Source organism: Shinella sp. WSJ-2, assembly GCF_003432075.1.
Lineage (GTDB): Bacteria > Pseudomonadota > Alphaproteobacteria > Rhizobiales > Rhizobiaceae > Shinella.
This window is the reverse complement of the sequence record NZ_QWBU01000002.1, coordinates 126,008-150,637: the sequence shown is the minus strand read 5'-3', so window position 1 is coordinate 150,637 and position 24,630 is coordinate 126,008. Positions and strand designations below refer to the sequence as shown.

General features: G+C 63.1%; 22 protein-coding genes. 16 read left to right on the top strand and 6 right to left on the bottom strand.

Annotated elements, in window-relative coordinates; genetic code table 11:
* The first annotated feature begins 314 nt into the window (after window positions 1–314).
* The 9 genes from D0Y60_RS04790 (at window position 315) to D0Y60_RS04750 (ending at window position 9,231) form a co-directional block, all read left to right on the top strand.
* On the top strand, window positions 315–491 hold the full coding sequence (locus tag D0Y60_RS04790; RefSeq protein ID WP_117367358.1) for a Flp family type IVb pilin: 177 nt from the start codon (window positions 315–317) through the stop codon (window positions 489–491).
* Window positions 492–598: 107 nt separating this feature from the next.
* Window positions 599–1,102, top strand: coding sequence for a prepilin peptidase (locus D0Y60_RS04785; protein ID WP_117367356.1), 504 nt, complete (start codon window positions 599–601; stop codon window positions 1,100–1,102).
* A gap of 197 nt (window positions 1,103–1,299) precedes the next feature.
* Complete coding sequence (gene cpaB, locus D0Y60_RS04780; protein ID WP_117367354.1) at window positions 1,300–2,109, top strand: Flp pilus assembly protein CpaB; 810 nt, start codon at window positions 1,300–1,302, stop codon at window positions 2,107–2,109.
* 13 nt (window positions 2,110–2,122) lie between these two features.
* Entirely contained in the window at window positions 2,123–3,652 is a 1,530-nt protein-coding gene (locus D0Y60_RS04775; protein ID WP_245409092.1) for a type II and III secretion system protein family protein, read from the top strand.
* A gap of 11 nt (window positions 3,653–3,663) precedes the next feature.
* Window positions 3,664–4,362 (top strand): CpaD family pilus assembly protein, encoded by a 699-nt coding sequence (locus D0Y60_RS04770; protein WP_245409091.1) that lies wholly within the window; start codon window positions 3,664–3,666, stop codon window positions 4,360–4,362.
* Between the two features lie 58 nt (window positions 4,363–4,420).
* Window positions 4,421–5,704, top strand: coding sequence for a CpaE family protein (locus D0Y60_RS04765; RefSeq protein WP_117368370.1), 1,284 nt, complete (start codon window positions 4,421–4,423; stop codon window positions 5,702–5,704).
* A gap of 35 nt (window positions 5,705–5,739) precedes the next feature.
* Window positions 5,740–7,212, top strand: coding sequence for a CpaF family protein (locus D0Y60_RS04760; protein WP_117367348.1), 1,473 nt, complete (start codon window positions 5,740–5,742; stop codon window positions 7,210–7,212).
* An 11-nt stretch (window positions 7,213–7,223) separates the two neighbouring features.
* Window positions 7,224–8,234: a type II secretion system F family protein gene (locus tag D0Y60_RS04755; RefSeq protein WP_117367346.1), complete on the top strand. Its 1,011-nt coding sequence runs from the start codon at window positions 7,224–7,226 to the stop codon at window positions 8,232–8,234.
* 10 nt (window positions 8,235–8,244) lie between these two features.
* Window positions 8,245–9,231, top strand: coding sequence for a type II secretion system F family protein (locus tag D0Y60_RS04750; protein ID WP_117367344.1), 987 nt, complete (start codon window positions 8,245–8,247; stop codon window positions 9,229–9,231).
* A gap of 104 nt (window positions 9,232–9,335) precedes the next feature.
* Here D0Y60_RS04750 and D0Y60_RS04745 read toward each other — a convergent pair whose 3' ends face one another.
* Window positions 9,336–10,151, bottom strand: a complete 816-nt coding sequence (locus tag D0Y60_RS04745; RefSeq protein WP_117367342.1) for a tetratricopeptide repeat protein — start codon at window positions 10,149–10,151, stop codon at window positions 9,336–9,338.
* 136 nt (window positions 10,152–10,287) lie between these two features.
* On the opposite strand from D0Y60_RS04745, the gene D0Y60_RS04740 reads away from it, so the two are divergent.
* The 3 genes from D0Y60_RS04740 to D0Y60_RS04730 all read left to right on the top strand — a co-directional run bounded on the left by D0Y60_RS04740 (window position 10,288) and on the right by D0Y60_RS04730 (window position 13,057).
* On the top strand, window positions 10,288–11,679 hold the full coding sequence (locus tag D0Y60_RS04740; protein ID WP_117367340.1) for a M17 family metallopeptidase: 1,392 nt from the start codon (window positions 10,288–10,290) through the stop codon (window positions 11,677–11,679).
* Between the two features lie 165 nt (window positions 11,680–11,844).
* Window positions 11,845–12,195 (top strand): MarR family winged helix-turn-helix transcriptional regulator, encoded by a 351-nt coding sequence (locus tag D0Y60_RS04735; protein WP_117367338.1) that lies wholly within the window; start codon window positions 11,845–11,847, stop codon window positions 12,193–12,195.
* 7 nt (window positions 12,196–12,202) lie between these two features.
* Window positions 12,203–13,057: an NlpC/P60 family protein gene (locus tag D0Y60_RS04730; protein ID WP_117367336.1), complete on the top strand. Its 855-nt coding sequence runs from the start codon at window positions 12,203–12,205 to the stop codon at window positions 13,055–13,057.
* Window positions 13,058–13,059: 2 nt separating this feature from the next.
* Here the strand turns inward: D0Y60_RS04730 and D0Y60_RS04725 are convergent, their stop codons facing one another.
* From D0Y60_RS04725 to D0Y60_RS04705, 5 genes are all read right to left on the bottom strand, one after another.
* Window positions 13,060–14,019 (bottom strand): glyoxylate/hydroxypyruvate reductase A, encoded by a 960-nt coding sequence (locus D0Y60_RS04725; protein ID WP_117367334.1) that lies wholly within the window; start codon window positions 14,017–14,019, stop codon window positions 13,060–13,062.
* Window positions 14,020–14,031: 12 nt separating this feature from the next.
* Entirely contained in the window at window positions 14,032–15,666 is a 1,635-nt protein-coding gene (locus D0Y60_RS04720) for an ABC transporter ATP-binding protein (RefSeq protein ID WP_199564107.1), read from the bottom strand.
* Entirely contained in the window at window positions 15,663–16,802 is a 1,140-nt protein-coding gene (locus tag D0Y60_RS04715) for an ABC transporter permease (RefSeq protein ID WP_117367332.1), read from the bottom strand. The genes D0Y60_RS04720 and D0Y60_RS04715 overlap by 4 nt, the downstream gene beginning before the upstream one ends.
* Entirely contained in the window at window positions 16,802–17,878 is a 1,077-nt protein-coding gene (locus D0Y60_RS04710) for a microcin C ABC transporter permease YejB (RefSeq protein ID WP_117367330.1), read from the bottom strand. The genes D0Y60_RS04715 and D0Y60_RS04710 overlap by 1 nt, the downstream gene beginning before the upstream one ends.
* 160 nt (window positions 17,879–18,038) lie before the next feature.
* On the bottom strand, window positions 18,039–19,883 hold the full coding sequence (locus tag D0Y60_RS04705) for an extracellular solute-binding protein (protein ID WP_117367328.1): 1,845 nt from the start codon (window positions 19,881–19,883) through the stop codon (window positions 18,039–18,041).
* A 223-nt stretch (window positions 19,884–20,106) separates the two neighbouring features.
* Between D0Y60_RS04705 and mepA the strand changes: the two genes are divergently transcribed.
* From mepA to D0Y60_RS04685, 4 genes are all read left to right on the top strand, one after another.
* Window positions 20,107–21,135: a penicillin-insensitive murein endopeptidase gene (mepA, locus tag D0Y60_RS04700; RefSeq protein ID WP_245409110.1), complete on the top strand. Its 1,029-nt coding sequence runs from the start codon at window positions 20,107–20,109 to the stop codon at window positions 21,133–21,135.
* A 95-nt stretch (window positions 21,136–21,230) separates the two neighbouring features.
* The gene (locus tag D0Y60_RS04695; protein ID WP_117367324.1) at window positions 21,231–21,611 is read left to right on the top strand and encodes a methylglyoxal synthase; all 381 of its coding nucleotides are present in this window, start codon (window positions 21,231–21,233) and stop codon (window positions 21,609–21,611) included.
* A 63-nt stretch (window positions 21,612–21,674) separates the two neighbouring features.
* Complete coding sequence (locus D0Y60_RS04690) at window positions 21,675–22,700, top strand: glucokinase (protein ID WP_117367322.1); 1,026 nt, start codon at window positions 21,675–21,677, stop codon at window positions 22,698–22,700.
* Between the two features lie 120 nt (window positions 22,701–22,820).
* Entirely contained in the window at window positions 22,821–24,623 is a 1,803-nt protein-coding gene (locus tag D0Y60_RS04685) for an ABC transporter ATP-binding protein (RefSeq protein WP_117367320.1), read from the top strand.
* Window positions 24,624–24,630 lie beyond the last annotated feature (7 nt).

The window sequence follows — 24,630 nt, the reverse complement described above, 5'->3', positions numbered from 1 at the left end:
TCCAGTCGCGTCCCATAATCACTCATCCCGGCAAGAATACCTGAACAGCATCGCCGGGAATGGTGAATGAAGACTTAAGGCGAGATGCCGCAGGATGGCACACTGTCCCGAGGCAGACATTTCAATTGCGCAGAATACGCGCGCAAGAAGATTAACACTTTTGACACCCTATTTCCGGGAGCAGAAGATAGAGAAAAAATTAACCGACTTCCTTAAGTCGATAGCAATCGCCCGACGCTAGGTTGCAGTCATCCGAACAACGGAAACAGTTGGCGGACGTGCTGAACCAACACTCGTGGAGCTAGGAGAATACCATGACCAAGATTTTTGCTCGCCTTATGAAGGACGAATCTGGCGCAACCGCCATTGAATACGGCCTGATCGCAGCCCTGATTTCCGTTGCCCTCATCGGCGGCGCAACCGCCCTCGGTAGTGGCCTGAACGCCCAGTTCAACTTCCTGAACGACCGGCTGACGGAATCCCAGAACTAAGATCCGTTCGGGACGTTTCGAAACGGAAGCCGCCATCCTCGGAGGGCGGCTTCTTCATTCCAGGATTTCACCGATCGCAGCCAGACCGGCTGGGAGGAGGACGTCGCGTGACACAGGCTCTGATCTTCGTGATCTTTCCGTTCTGTCTTGCAGTCGCAGCATTTTCCGACCTCTTCACGATGACCATTCCCAACCGGGTCTCGGCCATTCTGCTTGGCGCCTTCCTCCTCGCCGCCCCGCTTACTGGCCTCGGTCTCAACGAGATCGCGATACATCTCGGTGCCGGCCTGCTTGTTTTTTCGATCGGCTTCGCGCTCTTCGCGCTCAATGTCATGGGTGGCGGCGACGTGAAGGTACTGTCGGCGAGCGCCGTCTGGTTCGGCTTCACTGCCTCGCTTCTTGAATACATCATCTTGGTATCGTTCTTCGGTGGGCTTCTCACTGTCGCGATCGTGATGCTGAGAGGCAAAAGCACCCAGATCTACGCCGCCGGCTTGCCCGTTCCTACGCATATCCTTTCCGGCAACAAGGTGCCCTACGGTATTGCGATCGGAGCCGCGGCCTTTGCCGCCTATCCCTCCTCGCCGCTGATGCTCGCCGCTCTCGGCTGACAGCCATTCCTTAAAGAGGAAACGGATTGACCGGGATGGCCCTGCCTCCCGGTTTTGTTTTTTTGGCCTAAGGCAATGTCCTCGGCGACCCCGTTAGTTGGACGTTAACCATACCCGTAAGGTCCTTATTAACCATAATTATACCATTGCCGGTCAATGTGGGTGGATAGAAGTGTCCGCAGCCCCAGGGAATCCATATGAGACCGGCGCGAATCATCATTCTGGCAGTGGCCGTCGTCTCCGCCGGCGTCGCGGGGCTCCTTGCGCTGCAGGTCGCCCGCGGCGGCAAGGCGACCATCGTCCAGGGCGATCCCGTCATCGAGCGGGAACCGACCGTCAACGTTCTTGTCGCACGCGAAAGCCTGCCGGTCGGCTCACGCCTCAAGCCCGATTCGCTCAGCTGGGCGGAATGGCCCCAGGCCTCCGTCGTCGAAGGTTTCATCACCGATCAGAACCGGCCGGATGCGATGGAAAGCCTCGACGGCGCCATCGCCCGCATGCCGATCTTCGATGGCGAGCCGATCCGCCAGGAAAAGATCGCGGATTCGAGCAATCGCATCATGTCTTCGCTGTTGCCAGCCGGCAAACGGGCGGTCGCCACCGAAATCTCCGTTGCGACAGGCGCCGGCGGTTTCATCCTGCCGAACGACCGCGTTGATGTCATCATGGTGCGCAAGACCGACATCGGCTCGTTCCTGACGGAGACCGTGTTGTCGAATGTGCGTGTGCTCGCCATCGACCAGCAGATACAGGAAAATCCCGACGGCTCGAAATCGGCCATTGGCACCACCGCCACGCTGGAACTGACGCCGGACCAGACCAAGGTGATCACCGTCGCCCAGCAGATGGCCGAGCGGCTGCAGCTGGCGCTGCGCAGCGTCGCCGATGCCCAGGAACCCGATACGATTGCCGCCGATTACTTGCTTTCCGGCGGTGACGGCGTGCCGCTCGTCACGGTGATCAAAAGCGGCGAAATCGTCAACGGCACGAATGCCGCCAAGCAATGACCAGGAGCTGACCGTGTTTGGACTTGCTAAGACTTTTCGGGCTTCTGTTGCCGGCGGGCTGAGCGTTTGCCTCGCCTTGTCAGGCTTTCCGCTTGCTCCCGTCGCAACCGCCGAGGCGGCGACCGCCTCTGTCATCCGCATCAGCGAGAGCGGCCCCGGCGCCCGCAAGGCCGTCAAGCTCGGTCTCAACAAGGCGATCGTGGTGGACCTGCCGTCGGATGCGCACGACATTCTCGTCGCAGACCCCATCAAGGCCGATGCCGTGACGCGCAGTTCGCGCCGCATCTATCTGTTCGGCAAGGAAGTCGGCCAGACCAACATCTTCATCTTCGGGCCTGGTGGCGAGGAAATCGTCAGTATCGACCTCACCGTCGAGCGCGACATCGATGGGCTGCAGGCGAACCTGCGCCGCTTCATTCCGGATTCCGACATTCAAGTCGAAATCATCTCCGACAACATCGTGCTGAACGGCACGGTGCGCACGCCGCAGGATGCCGCCCAGGCGACGCGGCTGGCCGAAATCTTCCTGAAGGGCGGCGAGGCGACCACGCGCAACATCACGGCCCAGGGCAACAACGGCGACGCCGCGATCTTCGGCGAAGACCGCCAGCGCTCGCAGGTCGTCAACATGCTGAAGATCGACGGCGAAGACCAAGTCACCCTCAAGGTGACGGTTGCGGAAGTCAGCCGGCAGGTGCTCAAGCAGCTCGGCTTCAACGGCTCCGTGCAGGGCTCGTCGGGCGGCATTTCCTTCCGCAATCCGACCAATCTCGGCGGTGCCGCCGATTGGGTGTCCAACGGCGCCCTCACCGGCAGCGTTGGCGGACTGAACCTGGCAAGCTATGTCAGTGCCATGGAGCAGGCTGGTGTCATGCGCACGCTGGCCGAACCGAGCCTCACCGCGATCTCCGGCGAAGAGGCCAAATTCTATGTCGGCGGCGACTTCCGTATCCCCACGGAACAGGAAATCGCCAAGGACGACAACAATGACACCACGGTCAAGCGTACCATCGATGAAGTCGAATACGGCATCCGTTTGAATTTCCGGCCGGTCGTCCTTTCACCGGGGCGGATCAGCCTGCGTGTTCAGACGGAAGTATCGGAACCGACCTTCGAGGGATCCGCGACCTGGGGCGGCACCAGCAGCATTCCCGGCATGACGGTGCTCGGCATCCGCCGGCGCGAGGCGACGACCAGCGTCGAGCTGCCGTCCGGTGGCTCCATCGTGATTGCCGGCCTCGTCAAGGACGATATCCGTCAGGCGATGTCGGGTCTTCCGGGCCTGTCGAAAATCCCGATCTTCGGCACGCTGTTCCGGTCCAAGGACTTCGTGCGCAACGAGACGGAAATGGTGATCATCGCCACGCCCTATCTCGTGCGGCCGGTCGCGCGCACCGCGCTGTCGCGTCCCGACGACAATTTCAATGCGACCAACGACGCTGCGAGCTTCTTCCTCGGCAAGGTGAACAAGGTCTACGGCCGCAAGGAAGATGCGATGCCCGCAGGCAGCTATCACGGCTCCATCGGCTTCATCTACAAATGACGGGCAGGTCCATGAGCGAAACGATCCAGAACTTCCGTCCTTCCGCAAGGAGCCGCCCGATGCGCATCGCGCTCGCCGCTACCCTCGTCCTGTCAGCCGCCGCCCTTTCCGGCTGCGGCACGAAGCCGGACCGCAACGCCACCGGCTCGATCCCGGACGACTACCGCACGCGCCACCCGATCGTGCTGACCGAGGACGCCCAGACGCTCGACATCCCGATCGCCACTGGCGACCGGGCGCTGACGACGGGCGTTCGCGACAACATCCGCGGCTTCGCCTCCGACCACGCCGCAAAATCGCGTAGCGCCGTGCAGATCATGCTGCCGCGCGGCTCGGCCAATGCGGCGACGGCCGACCATATGCGCAAGGAAATCCGCGCGACCCTCATTGCGGCCGGGGTCAAGCGCGACATGCTGATCGAGACGGCCTATGACGCCGCCGCCTATGGCCCGAACGCGCCGATCCGGCTTGCCTTCTTCGCCATCACCGCCAAGGCAGGTCCCTGTGGCGAATGGCCGGAGGATCTCGTCGAAAACACGATGGAAAACAAGAACTACCACAATTTCGGCTGCGCGACGCAGGCCAATCTCGCCGCCCAGATCGCCAATCCGATGGATCTCGTCCAGCCGCGCGGCATGAGCGCGATCGACGCCGAGCAACGCAATGTGGTGATTCAGGACTATCGCAAGAACGGCCAACCGGATTTCTGACGGCAGGTACGCGAAACCACTCCCACCGGTCCGCCGGATACCAGGAACGGGCATGACGATGAGCACAGTAGACTACACCATTGAGCGTGCCGACGACGGAATGGCGGACGAGGCGGTCCGGCCAACTGATCTGGAGACCGTGCGCCCGCTGCCGCGCATCTCTGTGCATGCCTTCTGCGAAAGCGAGGCGATGCTGCGCACCATGGAGCGCTGTGGCCAGGACCGCCGCATGGCCAAGGTAAGCCTGCGCATATCGAGCGCCAGCATAGCAGCCGCCGCCAACATGTTCGCCTCGGCGCCAACGCCCAACCTACTGATCCTGGAAACCGCAACCGAGCCAGGCGGCATCATGGACGAGCTTGCCCCGCTCGCCCAAGTCTGCGATCCCAGCACCAAGGTCGTCATCGTCGGCCGCTACAACGACATCCCGCTTTATCGCGACCTCATCCGCAACGGCATTTCCGAATATATGGTCGGACCCGTCGGCATGGCCGAGGTGCTGAACGCCATGGCGGCGATCTTCATCGATCCGGAGGCCGAGCCGCTCGGCCGCACCGTCGCCTTCATCGGCGCCAAGGGCGGCTGCGGCTCCTCGACGATCGCGCATAATTGCGCCTTCGACATTTCCAACCTGTTTCAGACCGAGGTCATCCTTGCCGATCTCGACCTGCCCTATGGCACCGCCAATATCGACTTCGATCAGGATCCGCCGCAGGGTATTTCCGAAGCGATCAGCGCGCCGGAACGGCTCGACGAGGTCTTCCTCGACCGCCTTTTGACGAAATGCTCGGATCACCTGTCGCTGCTGGCCGCCCCCTCCATGCTGGATCGCGCCTACGATCTCGAACGCGGCTCCTTCCAGCCGATCGTCGAGGTGCTGCAGCGCAGCGCGCCCGTGACGGTGCTGGACGTGCCCCATGCTTGGTCGGAATGGACGCGAACGTTGCTCTCAGAAGTTGACGAGGTCATCATCACCGCCGTGCCGGACCTCGCCAATCTGCGCAATACGAAGAACATGCTGGATGCGCTGAAAAAGCTCCGGCCCAACGACAAACCTCCGCATCTGGTGCTCAATCAGGTCGGGATGCCGAAGCGGCCGGAAATCGCACCCGACGACTTCTGCGAACCCCTCGGCATCCAGCCCATCGCCGTCATTCCCTTCGATGCGCAGCTGTTCGGCACGGCTTCGAACAGCGGCCGCATGATCGCGGAAATGGACAAGAAATCGCCGACGGCGGAGACCTTCTCGCAGCTCGCGCATATCGTCACGGGCCGCTCGACGGTCAAGAAGGCCAAGAAGGCCGGCCTCGGCAAGGTATTGGGCCTGCTTGGCCGGAAGTAAGCCTTTAGGGGCATCAACAGACTGGATGACAAGGCATGTTCGGCAAACGCGGCAATGAAGGTTCAGGCAAGGGCGGCTCGGTTGGCCAACCGGTGCATGCCGTGGCGCACGCCACCCAGACCGTGACGGCGGAGCGGCCGGCCAGCGCAGCGCCGGCGCAGCCCGTCTTCGAACCGGCGTCCGCGATGGCGCCCGCACCCGCTGCAACGGCACGCCGCCGCACGCCGCGCACCGAGGACTATTACGATACGAAGAGCCAGGTGTTCTCCGCGCTGATCGACACAATCGACCTGTCGCAGCTCGCCAAGCTCGACACAGAGAGCGCGCGCGAAGAAATCCGCGACATCGTCAATGACATCATCACGATCAAGAACTTCGCGATGTCGATCTCCGAGCAGGAGGAACTGCTCGACGACATCTGCAACGACGTTCTCGGCTACGGCCCGCTCGAGCCGCTTCTGGCGCGCGACGACATCGCCGACATCATGGTCAACGGTGCGGGCAAGACCTATATCGAGGTGGCCGGCAAGGTGCAGGAATCGGAAATCCGCTTCCGCGACAACGCCCAGCTCCTGTCGATCTGCCAGCGCATCGTCAGCCAGGTCGGCCGCCGCGTCGACGAATCGAGTCCGATCTGCGACGCGCGCCTTCCCGACGGCTCGCGCGTCAACGTGATTGCCCCGCCGCTGGCCATCGACGGCACCGCGCTGACCATTCGTAAGTTCAAGAAGGACAAGCTGACGCTGGACCAGCTCGTCCGGTTCGGCTCGATCACGCCCGAGGGTGCGACGCTCCTGCAGATCATCGGCCGCGTGCGATGCAACCTTGTCATTTCAGGTGGTACCGGCTCGGGCAAGACGACGCTGCTCAACTGCCTGACCAACTATATCGACCGCGACGAACGCGTCATCACCTGCGAAGACTCCGCCGAACTTCAGCTGCAGCAGCCGCATGTCGTGCGTCTTGAAACCCGCCCGCCGAACATCGAAGGCGAAGGTGAGATCACGATGCGCGATCTCATCAAGAACTGCCTGCGTATGCGTCCCGAACGTATCATCGTCGGCGAAGTGCGCGGACCGGAGGTCTTCGACCTCCTGCAGGCGATGAACACGGGTCACGACGGCTCGATGGGTACGATCCACGCCAACACGCCGCGCGAATGCCTGAGCCGTATGGAATCGATGATCGCCATGGGCGGCTATACGCTGCCGGCCAAGACCGTGCGCGAAATTATTGCTGGCTCTATCGACGTCATCATCCAGGCCTCGCGCCTGCGCGACGGGTCGCGCCGCATCACCCACATCACCGAAGTGGTCGGCATGGAAGGTGACGTTATCGTCACCCAGGATCTGATGCGCTTCGAGATCCAGGGCGAAGACGCCAACGGACGCCTCATCGGCCAACATACCGGCACCGGCATCGGCAAGCCGCATTTCTGGGACCGCGCCCGCTACTTCAACGAAGACAAACGCCTGGCGGCAGCGCTTGACGCGATGGAAAAACCGTAGGGGAGCGGGCGATGTTCGGACTGGATATCACCATCGTTGCCATCTTCGCGCTGGCCGCACTCTCGACGGCGGGCCTTGCCTACGGCGTGCTCTTCTCGCGCATCGAAACGGAGAAGAAGGCAGAAAGCCGCGTGCGCCGGGTTCAGGCGGCGGAAACCGACCAGTCCAAGGCCAAGGCTGCGCGCGACCGCATGCAAGAACTCTCCAAACGGCGCAAATCCGTGCAGGATTCGCTGAAGGACCTGGAAAAGAAGCAGAAGGAGCAGACGAAGCGCGTCGCCACCACGCTGAAGGCCAGGCTCACCCAGGCAGGCATGTCGACGACGGTCTCGCGCTTCTATGTCTATAGCGGCCTCTTCGGCCTCTTTGCCTTCGTGCTGTCGTTGATCGCCGGCGGCGGGCTGCTCGTCGCCCTCGGCGTTGCAGTCATCGCGGCGCTGGGCCTGCCGCGCTGGTTCGTCGGATTCATGATCAAGCGCCGCCTGAAGAAGTTCCTGGCCGAATTTCCGAATTCGCTCGACGTCATGGTGCGCTCCATCAAGTCGGGCCTGCCGCTGACCGACGCGCTTCGCCTCATCGCCGCCGAAGGCCAGGAACCGGTGCGTACGGAATTCCGCAAGATTGTCGAGGCTCAGCAGGTGGGCTTGAGCGTGCCGGAAGCCTGCGCACGCATGTTCACCAGCATCCCACTGCAGGAAACGAACTTCTTCGCCATCGTCATCGCGATCCAGAGCCAGGCCGGCGGTAATCTTTCCGAGGCACTCGGCAACCTGTCGCGCGTGTTGCGCGAGCGACGCAAGATGCGCGACAAGGTCAGCGCACTCTCGATGGAAGCGAAGGCGTCGGCCGCCATCATCGGAGCCCTGCCCTTCATCGTAACCCTCCTCGTCTACCTGACCTCGCCCGACTACATCATGATCTTGTTTACGGATCCGCGCGGTCACCTGATCCTGGGCCTCGGCCTCGGCTGGATGTCCATCGGCATCCTCATGATGCGCAAAATGATCAACTTCGACATCTAGGAGTGCAGGCATGTCCGGACTCGTCAGCACCCTCACCGACCCGACCGTTCTGCTGCCGGCCTTTGTCATGATGGCGGTGCTCGCGACCGTTTACACGTTGGCCGCGCCTTATCTCGACCGCGGCGATCTCGACAAGCGCATGAAATCGGTGGCACTTGAGCGCGAGCAGATGCGCGCCCGCGAACGTGCCCGCCTGAATGCGGAAGCCGTCGCGAGCAAGGCTTCGCTGCGCACCCAGCACAACACTTCGGTCCGCCAGATCGTCGAGCGGCTGAACCTGCGCGAGGCACTCGTCGACGCCAACACGATGAACCGACTGCGCCAGGCCGGCTACCGCTCGCAGAACGCCCTCAATATCTTCCTGTTCGCCCGCTTCGCGCTGCCCTTCGTCTTCGGAGCCGTCGGCGCCTTCTACATCTTCTATCTCGGCTATCTCGGCGAAAAACCGTTCTTCATGCGGCTTCTGGCGGCCCTTCTCAGCGCCTATCTCGGCTTCTATGCGCCGAACATCTTCATTACGAACAAGATCAACAAGCGACAGAGCTCGATCCGCCGGGCCTGGCCGGATGCGCTCGACCTCATGCTGATCTGTGTGGAATCGGGTATTTCCATCGAGGTCGCCTTCAAGCGCGTGGCAGACGAGATCGCCATGGCCTCGCCCGAACTGGCCGAGGAGCTGGTGCTTACCACCGCCGAGCTCTCGTTCCTGCAAGAGCGGCGTGCGGCCTATGAAAACCTCGGCACCCGCATCGGCCTCGATACGGTCAAGGCCGTCGGGCAGGCGCTTATCCAGGCCGAACGCTACGGAACGCCGCTCGCCCAGGCGCTGCGCGTGCTAGCCCAGGAATGCCGCGACCAGCGCATGAACGAAGCGGAAAAGAAGGCGGCCGCCCTGCCGCCGAAGCTCACCGTGCCGATGATCCTGTTCTTCCTGCCCGTGCTGGTCGCCGTCATTCTCGGCCCCGCCGGCATCCAGGTTTCCGACACCTTCAAGTAACGGCTTTCCCGCCCTCCAAAAAGAAAACACCCCGGTCAGGAAAAAATCCTGCCGGGGCGAAGGCGTCCTTGGGAGGGACTATTCGAAAGGTCGATATCCGGTTCTCAATTCGTACCGTTGTCGTCGGCGGCGAGCTTTTTCCAGGAATTCTGCTGGGCGAGCATGGCGCGCAGATATTTCACATTGGCTTCCGCCTGCTCGGCGGTCAGTTCCTGCCGCGCGATATTTTCCGCTTCCTGGAAGCGGCCCTGCAGGCCGATGGTGAGCGCCAGGTTCTGGCGCACGCTGCTGTCGGCGCCGGGTTGCGAGGAGGCGGAACGCAGATAGGTTTCCGCCGTCTTCAGATCTTTCGAAAGCAGGTAGGACATGCCGAGATTTGAGAGCACCGAGGGCTCGTTCTGGTTTATGTCGAGCGCTTCGCGGTAGCGCTGGCGTGCCTCGCCAGAGCGGCCGAGTTGGTCGAGGATCGCCCCTTCGGCCGATTTCAGCCGCCAGTCGGGCCGGTCGGGAGTCTGGGCACGTCCAATGGTGTTCAGTGCCTGCTCCAGCTGGCCGGCGGCGGCCTGCGCCTTGCCGTAGGCTGCGAGCACGTCGCGGTCGCTCGGGAAATTGATGGCGACTTGCTGCATGACAGCGAGCGCCTGATCGTTGCGCCCGTTCATGCGCAGCACATTGGCGTAGTTGAGGCCGATATTGCGGTCCTTCGGGTTCTTCGCATAGGCTTGGCCGATGCTGTCGGCGGCACCGCGAAGTTCCGTCGCGTTCATCTGGTCGATGGGCTTTCCGCTGCGCGAAATGGAGCCGGTGGTGAGGTTGCTCTTTCCGCCGGCACAGCCAGCCACCGCCACGGTGATGGCGAGAAGGGCGGCGCCCCTCAGGAGCCCTTTGCGAAGTGACGAACGCGTGCGGTAAGCGGTCATGATCAGTCCCCGAAGCGATTTTTCCGCATGACGCGGCGGTTCAGAATCACGCCGCAATCTCCGCACCAGCAATAATCTGTTAACCCTAACAGATTGTTAATTGGCCGATTCTCGCGGCTTACTCCAAAGGTTCCCCATGGCCCCCTTCCAGTTCATCGACCGGCCCTCTCCCTTCAACACGAAGAACGGGAAGACCTTGCCGATCTTTGCGATCACGCCGGCGCATATCGAGACCGGCACGATCGATCCGATCGCGCTGGACTGGGCGAAGAGAGCGGGCTTCAAGGCGGAATCCGGCGCACTGCTGATGGTGCCGACAGCGGACGGTCATCTCGGCGGCGCGCTGTTCGGGCTGGGCAAGAACCCGTCCGACGCCCCCTTTCTGACAGGAAAGCTCGCCCGTGCATTGCCCGCCGGCGACTGGCATGTCGAGACGGCGCCGCTGACGGCAAACCGCCTGGCGCTCGGCTACGGCCTCGGCAGCTACCGTTTCGAACGTTACAAGGCCTCCGTTTCCGAGGCGCCGAAGCTGCTCATTCCGAATGACGCCGACGCCACCGACATCAAGCGCCAGCTGGCCGGCGTGTTCCTCGCCCGCGACCTGATCAACACGCCCACCAACGATATGGGCCCGGACGCGCTGGAGGATGTTTTCCGCGGGCTCGGCGAACACTACAAGGCGAAGGTCTCGGTCATCTCGGGCGACGACCTGCTCAAGGAGAATTTCCCGCTCGTGCATACGGTCGGACGCGCCTCCGAACAGGCGCCGCGCCTGCTCGAACTGCGCTGGGGCAAGAAGGGCCACAAGCGCGTGACGCTGGTCGGCAAGGGTGTGACCTTCGACACCGGCGGTCTCGACATCAAGCCGGCCGCCTCCATGCTGCTGATGAAGAAGGATATGGGCGGTGCCGCCAATGTCATGGGCCTCGCGCTGATGATCATGGACGCCAGGCTGAAGGTGGACCTGCGCGTGCTGGTGCCCGTTGTCGAGAATTCGATCTCCTCCAATGCCTTCCGCCCCGGCGATATCTACAAGAGCCGCAAGGGCCTGACCGTCCAGATCGACAATACCGACGCCGAGGGCCGGCTGATTCTGGCCGATGCACTGGCCTATGCCGACGAGGAAGAAGCCGACCTGATCGTCGACATGGCGACGTTGACGGGCGCTGCCCGCGTAGCGCTTGGCCCCGACCTGCCACCCTTCTTCACCGACGACGAGGATCTGGCGCAGGATCTCACCGAAGCCAGCCTCACGGTGGACGACCCGCTATGGCGCATGCCGCTCTATATGGGCTATGACAAGGACGTCTCCGCCCGCATCGCCGATCTCACCAACGCCCCCTCGGGCGGGATGGCGGGCTCGATCACGGCGGCGCTCTTCCTGAAGCGTTTCGTCACGCGCAACAAGCACTGGGCGCATTTCGATATCTATGCCTGGGCGCAGGCCGAACGGCCACATTCGCCCGTCGGCGGCGAGGCGCAGGCCATTCGCGCGCTCTATCACCACCTGCGCACGGTCACCGCCTAGCAATTGCAGCAAAAGTGCGAAGTGGTTTTGCGTCCGCAATTGCGGCATTCAAAAACTTCCGTTTCGAGAACCGGTACGGTAGCGTAACGAAACGCTAACGCAAATGCGGGACAAAAGCCTGAGCCGCCCTTTCGCCGGGCGGACAGGCTGATCCCCGGAGGCGCCGTGCCGGTAGACTTGACCCCATCGCAGGCACTCGGCCTCTGGCACGAGGTGACCATGCAGCAGGTGCATGCGGATGGCCGCGATCTGACGCTGCGCCAGCTCGCCATCCTGCTCGAAATCTACCTCGTGCCGCCGCCGCACACTGTGCGCGGGCTTGCCGCCAAGCTCGGCGTGACCAAGCCCGTCATTACGCGCGCTCTTGACACGATGGGCGAACAGGGTCTCGTTACCCGCATGCGCGACGACCGCGATCGCCGCAATGTCATCATCAAGCGCACCGTGGACGGTGCGCTTTATCTCGAACGGCTCGGCGACCTCATCATCGCCAGGGGCCATACGCTCGTTCCGTGAGACGCCCATGAACGCCCTGCCCGACCGCCGCCTCAACGCCTATCGTCCCGACCTCGCCGAAGAGGCGCTGCGCGGCAGTGTGGAAGCGCCGCATTACGTGTCCGGCACGCCCGCCCATGTCGCCGTGCCCGTCGCATCGCTCCGGCCCCGGCCGGATGCTGCTGCCGGCATCGACACGCAGGTGCTGTTCGGCGAGGCCGTGCAGGTGCTCGACCGGGCAGACGGCTGGGCCTGGGTGAAATCGGGCTTCGACGGATATGTCGGCTATATCGAAGAGGATGCGCTATCCTCGGAGGTGCCCCCCCCAACCCACATCGTCGCGGTGCCCCGCACCTTCGCCTATAGCGGGGCGGATCTTCGAACGCCCGCCGCCTTCGCGCTTTCGATCGGAAGCCGGCTAACGGTCGTCGGCGAGAGCGAAACGCGTGGCACGCGTTACCTGACGCTGACGAGCGGTCAATCCGTCGTCGCCGGCCATTGCCTGCCCATTGGAGAGGCCGCGAGCGACGACTATGTCGCCATCGCCATCCGCTTCCTCGAAGCGCCCTATCTCTGGGGCGGCCGGTCCGGCTTCGGGCTCGACTGCTCGGCGCTGGTGCAGCTCTCGATGATGATGGCCGGCCGCACGGCCCCCCGCGATTCCGACATGCAGGCCGCCGGCCTCGGCACGCCGATCAGCCGCGAAGAGCTGCGCCGCGGCGACCTCGTCTTCTGGAAGGGCCATGTGGCGATCATGGAAGACGATGCGACCATCCTCCACGCCAACGGCCACACGATGAGCGTGGCGCGCGAAGGGCTGGATGCCGCCATCGAGCGGATCGGCTGGCTCTACGAGCGGCCAACGGGCTACCGCCGACCCTGATCTTAATAGCCTGCGTTGCGATCGACGAGGTGTTCGAGCGGCTTGCCGCTTTCGAGACGCGCGATCTGCTGTTCGACATGGCGGAAAAGCGCTGCGACATCCGAGGCGGCGGCGGCATGCGGCGTCAGGAAGGCCTTGTCCATCGACCAGAGCGGGCTTTCGAGCGGCAGCGGCTCCTGCTCGAAGACATCGAGCGAGGCGCCATGGAGCGTGCCGTCGTTGAGGCTCGCGAGGATATCGGCCTCGACCTGGCTGCCGCCGCGGCCGGCATTGATGAAGACGGGCGCGCCGAACGGCCCATTGCGGCTGAGGCGCGTGAAGAGACCGGTGTTGAAGATGCCCTTCGTGTCCGGCGTCAGCGGCAGCAGGCCGACGATAATATCGCTCCTGCCGAGGAAGACATCGAGGCCGCTATCGCCAAAAGTCTCGAAACCCTCGACCTTGCGGCCGCTCTTCGACCAGCCGATGACGTTGAAACCGATCGTCTTCAGCTTTTTCGCCGCATCCTGGCCCAACACGCCGAAGCCCATGATACCGACGGTGAAATCCTTGGCCTCGGGCTGGGAAAGCTCGCGCCAGATGCGCTTGTCGCGCTGCGCCTCGTAAAGCCGGTGCTGGCGCATGTGCAGGAGGCATTGCATGACCACCCACTCGCTCATGCGGGTCGTCAGCGTCTCGTCGACGAAGCGGACGAGCGGCACATCCGGCAGGCCCGGCAGCGTCAGCACGTGATCGACCCCCGCGCCGCCGGAAAACACGACCTTCAGATCCTTCGCCCGCGAAAAGAGATCGGCGCCCGGCTTCCAGACCACGGCATAGTCGATGCCGGAGAGATCGCGCTTGCGATTGCCCGGATGCAGCAGGTTGATGACCTCGCGATCCGGAAAGGCTCCCTTCAACGCCGCCGCGACCTCCTCCTGATCGAATTTCAGATCGATGATCACAGGGCTTTTCATGGGCAGTCTCTTCTTGGCTTACTGATGGATGCTCTCGACCCTGACGGCTTCGAGATTGAAGGCGGCGGCCATGAGGGCCTTGGTATAGGCCTCCGTCGGACGCTCGATGATGTCTTTCGCCGGCCCCTTCTCCACGACGCGCCCGGCGCGCATGACGATGATGTCATTGGCGAGCGCCCGCACAACCTTGAGGTCGTGACTAATGAAGAGATAGGCGAGATTGTGCTTGGCCTGGAGATCACGCAGCAACTCGACCACCTGCGCCTGCACGCTCATGTCGAGCGCGGAGGTCGGCTCGTCGAGCATGACGAATTCGGGTTTGAGCACCATGGCGCGGGCAATCGCGATGCGCTGGCGCTGGCCGCCGGAAAACTCGTGCGGATAGCGCCAGCGGGTCGACGCGTCGAGGCCGGTTTCCTCAAGGGCCGACGCCACCCGATGGTCGCGCTCGGCCTCCGACAGCGCGGGCTCGTGGATCTTCAGGCCCTCTGCGACGATATCGGCCACCGACATGCGCGGCGACAGCGAGCCGAAGGGGTCCTGGAAGACGATCTGCATGCGCCGGCGCAACGGCCGCATTTCTGCGAAGGAGTGTCCGGCGATATCCTGCCCGATAAAGGCGATACGCCCCTGCGAGGCGATGAGCCGCGTCAGCGCGAGACCAAGCGTCGTCTTGCCGGAGCCGGATTCGCCGACGACGCCGAGCGTGTGGCCGGCGCGCAGCGTCAGGTCGATGCCGTCGACGGCCTTCACATGATCGACGACGCGGCGCATGAAACCCGCCTTGATCGGGAACCAGACCTTGATGTCGTCGGCCTCGATGATGACGGGCTGGCTTGCATCGCCCTGTCGCGGCTCGCCCTTCGGCTCTGACGCAAGCAGGTGGCGTGTATAGGCATGCTGTGGGTTGGAGAAGATCTCTTCGACCGGGCCGGTCTCGACGATCTTGCCCTTGGTCATCACGCAGACCCGGTCGGCGAATTTCCTGACGATGCCGAGGTCGTGAGTGATGAAGAGCATGGACATGCCGTGCTCTTCCTTGAGTTTCTTCAGCAGTTCGAGAATCTGCGCCTGGACGGTCACGTCGAGCGCCGTCGTCGGTTCGTCGGCGATCAGCAGTTCGGGACGGTTGGCGAGCGCCATGGCGATCATGACGCGCTGGCGCTGGCCGCCGGAAAGTTCATGCGGATAGGCGGCGAGGCGCTTTTCCGGCTCGCGGATGCCGACCTGATTGAGCAGCTCCAGGATTTTGGCCCGCGCGGCCACGCCTTCGATACCTTGGTGCAGCTTGAGGATTTCACCAATCTGCCGCTCGATCGAATGCAGCGGATTGAGCGAAGTCATCGGCTCCTGGAAGATCATCGTGATGTCGTTGCCGCGCACATTGCGCAACGTCGCATCCGATGCGTTCAAGAGGTCCTTGCCGTTGAAACGGATCTCACCCGAGGGGTGGCTGGCGGCAGGATAGGGCAGGAGCTTCAGGATGGAGTTCGCCGTCACCGACTTGCCGGAACCGGATTCACCGACCAGCGCCACGACCTCGCCGCGGTGGATGTCGAAGGACACGTGGTCGACGGCGAGCGATGTCTTGCCGCCCTGATGGAAGGCGACCGACAGGTCTTTGACGGACAGGAGGATTTCGCGTGTGCTCACCGGAAGGTCTTCCTCGGATCGAAGGCGTCGCGCGTCGCTTCACCGACGAAGATCAGAAGCGACAACATGACGGACATGACGACGAAGGCGGTGATGCCGAGCCACGGCGCCTGAAGATTGTTCTTGCCCTGCGCGATCAACTCGCCCAGTGACGGCGAGCCCGGCGGCATGCCAAACCCTAAGAAGTCGAGCGAGGTGAGCGTGGTGATCGAGCCCGAGAGAATGAAGGGCAGGAAGGTCAGCGTCGCCACCATCGCGTTCGGCAAAAGGTGCCGGTACATGATCGTGGCATTGCCGACGCCGAGCGCGCGCGCGGCCCGGACATATTCGAAATTGCGGGCGCGCAGGAATTCCGCACGCACCACGCCGACGAAGCCGACCCAGGAGAACAAGAGCATGATGCCGAGCAGGATCCAGAAGCCGGGCGGCAGGATCGCGGCGATGATGAGCAGGATGTAGAGCACCGGCATCGACGACCAGATCTCGATGAAGCGCTGCATCAGAAGGTCGGTCCAGCCCCCGAAATATCCCTGCACGGCCCCGGCCGTCACGCCGACAATGGCCGAAGCGATGGTGAGCGCCAGACCGAACAGAACCGAGATGCGGAAACCGTAGATGGCGCGGGCGAGCACGTCGCGCGCCTGGTCGTCGGTGCCGAGCCAGTTGAGATTGCTGATCGTGCAGTTCGGATCGTTCACGCCGCCGGGATAACCGGCGCAACGCTCTTCCTTCGACATCAGCCAGAAGGGTTTCGTCGGGGCGGAATGCGGGATGTTCGAATTGGTCGAGCTGTAGGAATAGCGGATCGGCGGCCAGATCATCCAGCCGTTGGCGTTGACCTCTTCCTGAATGAAATCCGAGCGGTAATCGGTCTCGGCCAGGAAGCCGCCGAACTTTTCCTCGGGGTAATCGACCACGACCGGGAAGAGCAGCTCGCCCTTGTAGGAGGCGATGATCGGCCGGTCGTTGGCGATACCCTCGGCAAAGAGCGACAGCACGAAGATGACCAGGAAGATCCACAGCGACCAGTAGCCGCGCCGGTTCGCCTTGAAATTCTCCCAGCGCCGCAGATTGGTCGGGTTGAGCAGCCCCTTGCGCGGGGGTGCGACCGGCTTTGCATCCGTCACGGCACTCATCACACGTCCCTCCGGTCGAAATCGATGCGGGGATCGACCCAGGTATAGATGAGGTCGGAGATGAGGCTGACGACGAGGCCCATCAGCGAGAAGATGAAGAGCGTGGCGAAGACGATCGGATAGTCGCGCCGCACGATGGAATCGTAGCCGAGACGACCGAGGCCATCGAGCGAGAAGATATATTCGATGAGCAGCGATCCCGTGAAGAAGGCCGAGATGAAGGCGCCGGGGAAGCCGGCGATGATGATCAGCATGGCATTGCGGAAGACGTGACCGTAGAGCACCTGCCCTTCCGTCAGCCCCTTGGCGCGCGCCGTCGTGACATACTGCTTCTTGATCTCGTCGATGAACGAGTTCTTGGTGAGCAGCGTCGTGGTGGCGAAGGCCGAAAGCAGCAACGTGATCAGCGGCAGCGTCATGTGCCACATGTAATCGAGCGGCTTCTGCCACCAGGCGAGGCTGTCGAAATTGTCGGAGACGATGCCGCGCAGCGGGAACCAGTCGAGGAAGGACCCGCCGGCGAAGAGCACGATGAGCAGGATGCCGAACAAAAAGCTCGGCACCGCATAGCCGACGATGATGACACCCGAGGTCCAGACGTCGAAAGCCGAGCCGTCCGACACCGCCTTCTTGATGCCGAGCGGGATGGAGATGGCGTAGGAGAACAGCAGGATCCAGACGCCGAGCGAAATCGAGACCGGCATCTTCTCGGCGATCAGATCGACGACCGAGGTGTTGCGGAAGAAGCTTTCGCCGAAATCGAAGCGCATATAGTCCCACATCATCGTGAAGAAGCGCTCGAGTGGCGGCTTGTCGAAGCCGAACTGCTTTTCCAGCTTGGCGATGAATTCGGGATCGAGCCCCTGCGAGCCGCGATACGCGCCCTCGCCGCCGGCATTCTGCAGCATGTCGCCGCCGCCGGAGAGACGGTCGCCCGCCCCCTGGTTGGTAAGGTCGGAAATGACCTGCTCGACCGGCCCGCCCGGTGCGAACTGCACGATGGCGAAAGAGATCGCCATGATGCCGAAAATGGTCGGGATCATCAGCAGGAGACGACGCAGGATATAGGCGCCCATCAGCGACGCTCCACCGGAAGGACGCGCCCGTCTGCGGCACGCCGCCGCTTCGATATCCTGTCGATCAAGCCCAGACCTTCTCGTTTTGCCACCGCAGCCGGCAGCGGTGATTCGCTGTCGCTATATGGAGCCCAGCCGGCTTTGCGGCGCAAGCCCCGGCTCATTTCGCAGCGTTCTTCGACCACCAGACATTCGGAAAACCGAGCCCGTAATAGGGTAGGTCCTGCGGACGGGCGAGATTGTTCCAATAGGCGATGCGCTGCGCCTTGGCATAGAACAGCGGCACGACATAATGATGGGCGAGCAGAACGCGATCGAGCGCATGGGTGGTCGCCACCAGTTCGTCGCGGTTCGGCGCGAAGATGATGCGCCGGATAAGCTCGTCGATCGCCGGATCGGAAATGCCGGCATAGTTCTTCGAGCCTTGCTGGTTGGCCGAGGCCGAGCCCCAATAGTCGCTCTGCTCGTTGCCCGGAACGAGCGACTGCGCCCAGATGCCGTAGATCATGTCATAGTCGAAGCTGCGCGTGCGGTTGGTGTATTGCGAGGCATCGACGGTGCGGATGCGCGCATCCACGCCGATCTTCTTCACGCTGTTGACGAAGGGCGTCACCGTGCGTTCGAAGGAGGGATTGGAGAGCAGGATCTCGAAGCCGAAAGGTTCGCCCGTCTTCACATTGACCAGCTTGCGATCCTTCAGTTCGTAGCCGGCCTCCTTGAAGAGATCGAGCGCCTTGCGCAGATTGGCGCGCACCTTCTGCGGGTCGCCGTTGACGGGGTTGGTATAGGGCGTGGTGAAAACTTCGGCGGGAACCTTGTCCTTGAGTTCCTCAATGATTTCCTTCTCGCGCCCCTCCGGCAGGCCGGAGGACGCCAGTTCCGTGCCCCAGAAATAGCTGTCGACGCGCTGGAAGGCGTTATAGGCGAGGCTGCGGTTCAGGTCCTCGAAATCGAAGGCATAGTTCAGCGCCTCGCGCACCTTCTGATCCTTGAACTTGTCGCGACGCAGGTTCGGCACGAAGGCCTGCATGATGCCGGTGGCGCGCAGCGGGTTCTCGATCTCCTCGCGCACCACGCGCCCGTCCTTGGCAGCCGGGAAATCGTAGGACGTCGCCCAGTGGCTGGCGCTGTTGTCCTGGTAGAACTGGACATTGCCGGTGCGGAAGGCTTCGAATTCGACGGTCTTGTCGCCGAAGAACGTATAGGTAATCGTGTCGAAATTGTTCTGGCCGACATTCACATTGAGGTCCTTGCCCCAATAGTCGTCGCGCCGCTCGAAGCGGATGGAGGCGCCGGCCTGGAAGGCGCCGATCTTGTAGGGGCCGGAGCCCATCACCGGTTCCAGGGTCGTGCGGCTGATGTCGCGCTTGTTGCCCTTGGCGTCCGTTCCCTCCCACCAGTGCTTGGGGATGACCGGGAACTGGCCGAGAATGTTGGGCAGTTCGCGATTATTCTTCTCGTCGAAGCGGAAGGTGATGTCGCGATCGCCGGTCTTTTCCGCCAAGATCACGTGGCGGTAATAGTTGGCATAGAGCGGATTGTGCTCCTTCAGCTTTTCAAAGGAATAAACGACGTCCTCCGGCGTCACGGGCTTCCCGTCCGCCCATTTGGCTTCCGCGCGCAGGCGGAAGGTCGCCGACGAGAAGTCGTCGGGATAGGAAACGCCTTCGGCCAACAGGCCATAGGAGGCGGTGATCTCGTCCTCGGCGGATTTCAGCAAGGTGTCGAAGACGAGCGAACCGACGCCGGTCGCCGCCTCTCCCTTGGAGAGGATGAGGTTGAACGTATCGTAGGTGCCGGTTTCGGAGAGTTTCAGCTCGCCGCCCTTCGGCGCGTCGGGATTGACATAGTCGAAATGCGCAAAGCCGTTGGGATGCTTCAGTTCACCGATGGTCGAGATGCCGTTGCGCCAAACCGGACTTGCAGCATCCTGAGCAGCCACTCCCGTTGCGAGCCCGATCGCCAGTATCGCCGTGACCCATGTTCTCCCGTAGGCTGCCTTCATGCCACTTTCCTTTCCATGCGTTTGCCGAAGCATGCAGCGGAGAATAGGCAAAATCCGGGCAATTGACAGGCCTGCCATGAAAGCGGCGGTTTTTGCCGTCCCTATCCGACACGACGATTCATTTCCGCGAAAGGATGATCCTTTAACCTTTCGTGAGCGATTGCGACTTCGAGACCTGCCAATGCCCCTGCCTTCAAAGCTTATCCGCCTCATCCCGTGCCTGATGGCCGCCGGCCTCGCGCTGACCGCTTTTGCCAGCCCCTCCGCCGCCGAGGACCGGCCGGCCAAGGAGCTGTTCGGCGCCAAGCGCCTCCCGGCGAAAATGGCGACGAACCCCTACGGCTCCTATGCCAAGGGCTGCATTGCCGGCGCCGTGGCGATCCCGACGGACGGCCCGGCCTGGCAGGCGATGCGCCTGTCGCGCAACCGGCGCTGGGGTCATCCGCAGATGATCGCGCTTCTGGAGCAGTTCTCGCAGGACGCCCAGAAGCTCGGCTGGCCGGGCCTGCTGCTCGGCGATATCTCGCAGCCGCGCGGCGGACCGATGTTGTCGGGCCATGCATCCCACCAAGTGGGACTCGATGCCGACATCTGGTTCACGCCGATGCCGGACCATCGCCTCTCGGCTGAGGAGCGCGAGAAGCTGCCCTTCACCTCCATGCTCGACAAGAGCAAGTTCCTGACCGTCGATTCGCGTCGCTGGACGTCGACCCATGCCAAACTCGTCATGCAGGCGGCGAGCTATCCGCAGGTCGATCGCGTCTTCGTCAATCCGGCGATCAAGAAGAAGCTCTGCGACACATGGCAGGGCGACCGTTCGCTGCTCGGCAAGGTGCGGCCGATCTATGGCCATGACGAGCACTTCCACATCCGCATCAAATGCCCGGAAGGCGCGGCCGGCTGCAAGCCACAAGCCCGCGTGCCGGCCGGCGACGGCTGCGATGCCTCGCTTGCCTGGTGGTTCACCAAGGAGCCCTGGTCCAAGCCGAAGCCGAAGAAGGACGACAAGCCCGTAAAGCCCTGGTATCTGACGATGGCCAACCTGCCAAAGGCCTGCGCCACCGTGCTGGCCAGCGCCTCGCCTGCCTCCGAGCAGGAAGTGACCTATCAGGGCAATGGCGGCGTCTCCTCCACCGCGCTCGCCTTCTCCGGCGGCGGGGACACGCCGGCGAGCAGCATCGAGGCGGTCATCGCCAACGACACGGCGCTACCGGCCGTCGTGCCGATCCCGATCCCGCGTCCGTTCCAGTAAGCCACCTTCAGCGGCGGGGCTTTTCAAGCCCCCACCGCTTTTGTATAAGGCATCAAATCGATTTAAATTTCCCCGTCGTGCCCACGAGGAACGCCATGTCCCGCCGCAAATGCTTCGCCCTCATCGCCCATGACGAGAAGAAGGACGACATGGCGGCCTTTGCGCGGCGCAATGAAAAGGTGCTGGCGCAGGCGAAGATCGTGGCGACCGGCACCACCGGCGGCCGCGTGCTGGAAGCCTGCCCCGGCCTCGACGTCACGCGTCTCAAGAGCGGCCCGCTCGGCGGCGACCAGCAGATCGGCGCGCTGATTGCGACCGGCGAGGTGGACGTGTTGATCTTTTTCGTCGATCCGCTCACCCCCATGCCGCATGATGTGGACGTCAAGGCGCTGATGCGGCTTGCCATCGTCTATGACATTCCGATGGCGCTGAACCGCGCCACCGCTGAACACCTGCTCGACTTCGCTGCCGATTGACGGCACTGTTGAGCCCGGATAGGCGATACGCCAAAATTACTACGCGAAGTACGGGATAGCTTGATGGCAAGACCGAGCGACAACGAGACCAACCTCCCCTTCCCCATTCTCGTCGGCGATATCGGCGGCACCAATGCACGTTTCGCGCTGCTGCTGGATGCCTTTGCCGAACCCAAGCAGTTTCCGATCGTCCAGACGGCGGATTTCGCCAATATCGACGATGCGTTGCAAAAGTGCATTCTCGACACGAGTTCGGTGCAGCCGCGCTCGGCGATTCTCGCGCTCGCCGGCCCGATCCAGGGCGACGAGGTGCCGCTGACCAATTGCCCGTGGGTGGTGCGTCCGCGCGACATGATCGCCAATCTCGGCTTCGAGGACGTGCTGCTCGTCAACGATTTCGAGGCGCAGGCGCTCGCCGTCGCCTCGCTCGGCGACACTGACCGGGAGAAGATCGGCCCCGGCATCGAGCGCAATGCCGCCTCGCGCACCGTGCTCGGCCCCGGCACCGGGCTTGGCGTCGCCGGTCTCGTCTATGCCCGCCACAGCTGGATCCCGGTTCCCGGCGAAGGCGGCCATGTCGATGTCGGCCCTCGCAGCGAGCGCGATTACCGCATCTGGCCCTTCCTGGAGCCGATCGAGGGCCGCATCTCCGCCGAGCAACTGCTCTGCGGGCGCGGCATCATGAACATTTACCGCGCCATCTGTGCGGCCGACGGCGTGGACGCGACGCTCGCCAAACCGTCCGACGTGACCGCCAAGGCGCTGGCGCAGGAGGACCGCGCGGCGGTCGAGACCGTCTCGCTGTTTTCGACCTATCTCGGCCGTGTGGCCGGCGACATGGCGATGATCTTCATGGCCAAGGGCGGCGTTTTCCTGGCCGGCGGCATCTCGCAGAAGATCCTGCCCGCCCTGCGCGGCCCGGAATTCCGCGCCGCCTTCGAGGACAAGGCACCGCACAGTGCGCTCCTGAAATCGATCCCGACCTATGTGGTCACCCATCCGGTCGCAGCGCTTGCCGGCCTTGCCGCCTTTGCGCGCATGCCGGACCGTTTCGGTGTTGCAACCGAGGGACGCCACTGGAAAAGGTGAGGCCTTCGGAAGCGCTGGACACCGCCGCGGACTCGCCAAAAGCCGATCGACACCCTATAGAGCGGCCAAAGCGCCGGTTTTGGCCGGCCGCCCGAGAGATCGTGCAGGAAAGTCAGTCTATTGGCCGATAAGAGTCGTCCCGAGCGCCCCCACGTCAGCTCCGACACCGTCACCACCGTGCTGAAGCGCGTCATCGCCGAGAACGGCCGTGACCACCTCAAGGGCTACGGCCTTGCCGTGCTCAGCCTCGCCATCGTCGCCGCCACTACGGCCTTCACCGCCTGGATCATGGAATCCGTCGTCAACGAGGCCTTCGCCAACAAGCGCGCCGACCTCGTCATTCTGATCTGCGGCTCGATCTTCGTCGCTTTCGTGCTGCGCGGCTTCGCCACCTATTTCCAGGCCGTCATTCTCTCGAAGATCGGCAACAACATCGTGGCGCGCTACCAGCGCCGCATCTATTCGCATCTGATGGCGCTCAGCGTCGGCTTCTTCTCGGAATCGCGCTCGGCCTACCTCGCCGCCCAGATCAGCCAAAACGTTACCGGCATCCGCGACGTGCTGAACATGACGGTAACGTCGGTCGCGCGCGATTTCCTGACGCTGGTCGCGCTCATCGCGGTGATGCTGTCGAAGGACTGGATCCTGACGCTGATCGTGTTCTTCGTCGCGCCGCCGCTGCTTCTCGGCCTGCGCTACGTTTCCAAGCGCCTGCGCAGCGCGACACGCGAATCCGTCGTGCTGAACAGCCATGTGCTCGGCGCCATGCAGGAGACGGTACAGGGCATCACCATCGTCAAGGCTTTCACCATGGAAGCCCAGCTGAAGGAAAAGGTGGAAGGCATCATCGCGCGGGCGGAAAACCGCTCGAACCGCATCGCCCGCCTGTCGGAGCGTACCGCGCCGATGACGGAAGCCTTTGCCGGCTTCGCCATTTCCGGCGTTCTCGGCTATGCCGCCTATCGCTCGATCTATGGCGGCATCCTGCCGGGCGCCTTCTTCTCCTTCGTCACCGCACTTTTGATGGCCTACGAGCCGGCCAAGCGGCTGGCCCGCCTGCAGGTCTCGCTGGAGCGCGCGGTCGTTAATGCCCGCATGATCTACGAAATCCTCGACCTCAAGCCGCGCCAGGCCGATCGGCCGGATGCCAAGCCGTTGGCCGTGACCGATGCCACCATTACCTTCAAGGACGTGCGTTTCGGCTATACAGAGACCGAGACGATCCTCAAGGGGCTAAACTTCACCGCCGAGGGCGGCAAGACGACCGCACTCGTCGGCCCTTCGGGCGCGGGAAAATCCACCGTCATCAGCCTCATTCCGCGGTTCTACGACCCGGCGGAAGGGCAAATCCTGATCGACGGGCAGGACATCGCCGACGTCACCAAGCAATCGCTGCGCAATGCCATCGCCTATGTCTCGCAGCAGCCCTATCTGTTCGAGGGCACGATCCGCGACAACATCCGCTACGGCCGCCCCGAGGCGACGGATGCCGAGATCGAGGATGCCGCGCGCCATGCCTATGCGCATGATTTCATCCTTGCCCAGCCACTCGGCTACGAGACGCCGGTCGGCGAGAACGGCGTGACGCTGTCGGGCGGCCAGCGCCAGCGGCTGTCTATCGCGCGCGCGCTGGTGCGCAACGCACCGATCCTGCTGCTCGACGAGGCGACCTCCGCGCTCGATACGGAATCCGAACAGGCCGTGCAGAAGGCGCTGGACGAGGCGATGAGCGGACGCACCGTCGTCGTCATCGCACACCGCCTGTCGACCGTGGTGCGCGCCGACAAGATCATCGTGATGCAGGACGGCGCGGTCGTCGAGGAAGGCTCGCACACGACGCTTGCGAGCCGCGAAAACGGCCTTTACGCTCGCCTCAACAGCCTGCAGGCGCCCGTCGCAAACACCGACAAGAATGCAGAGTAGGAAGAGC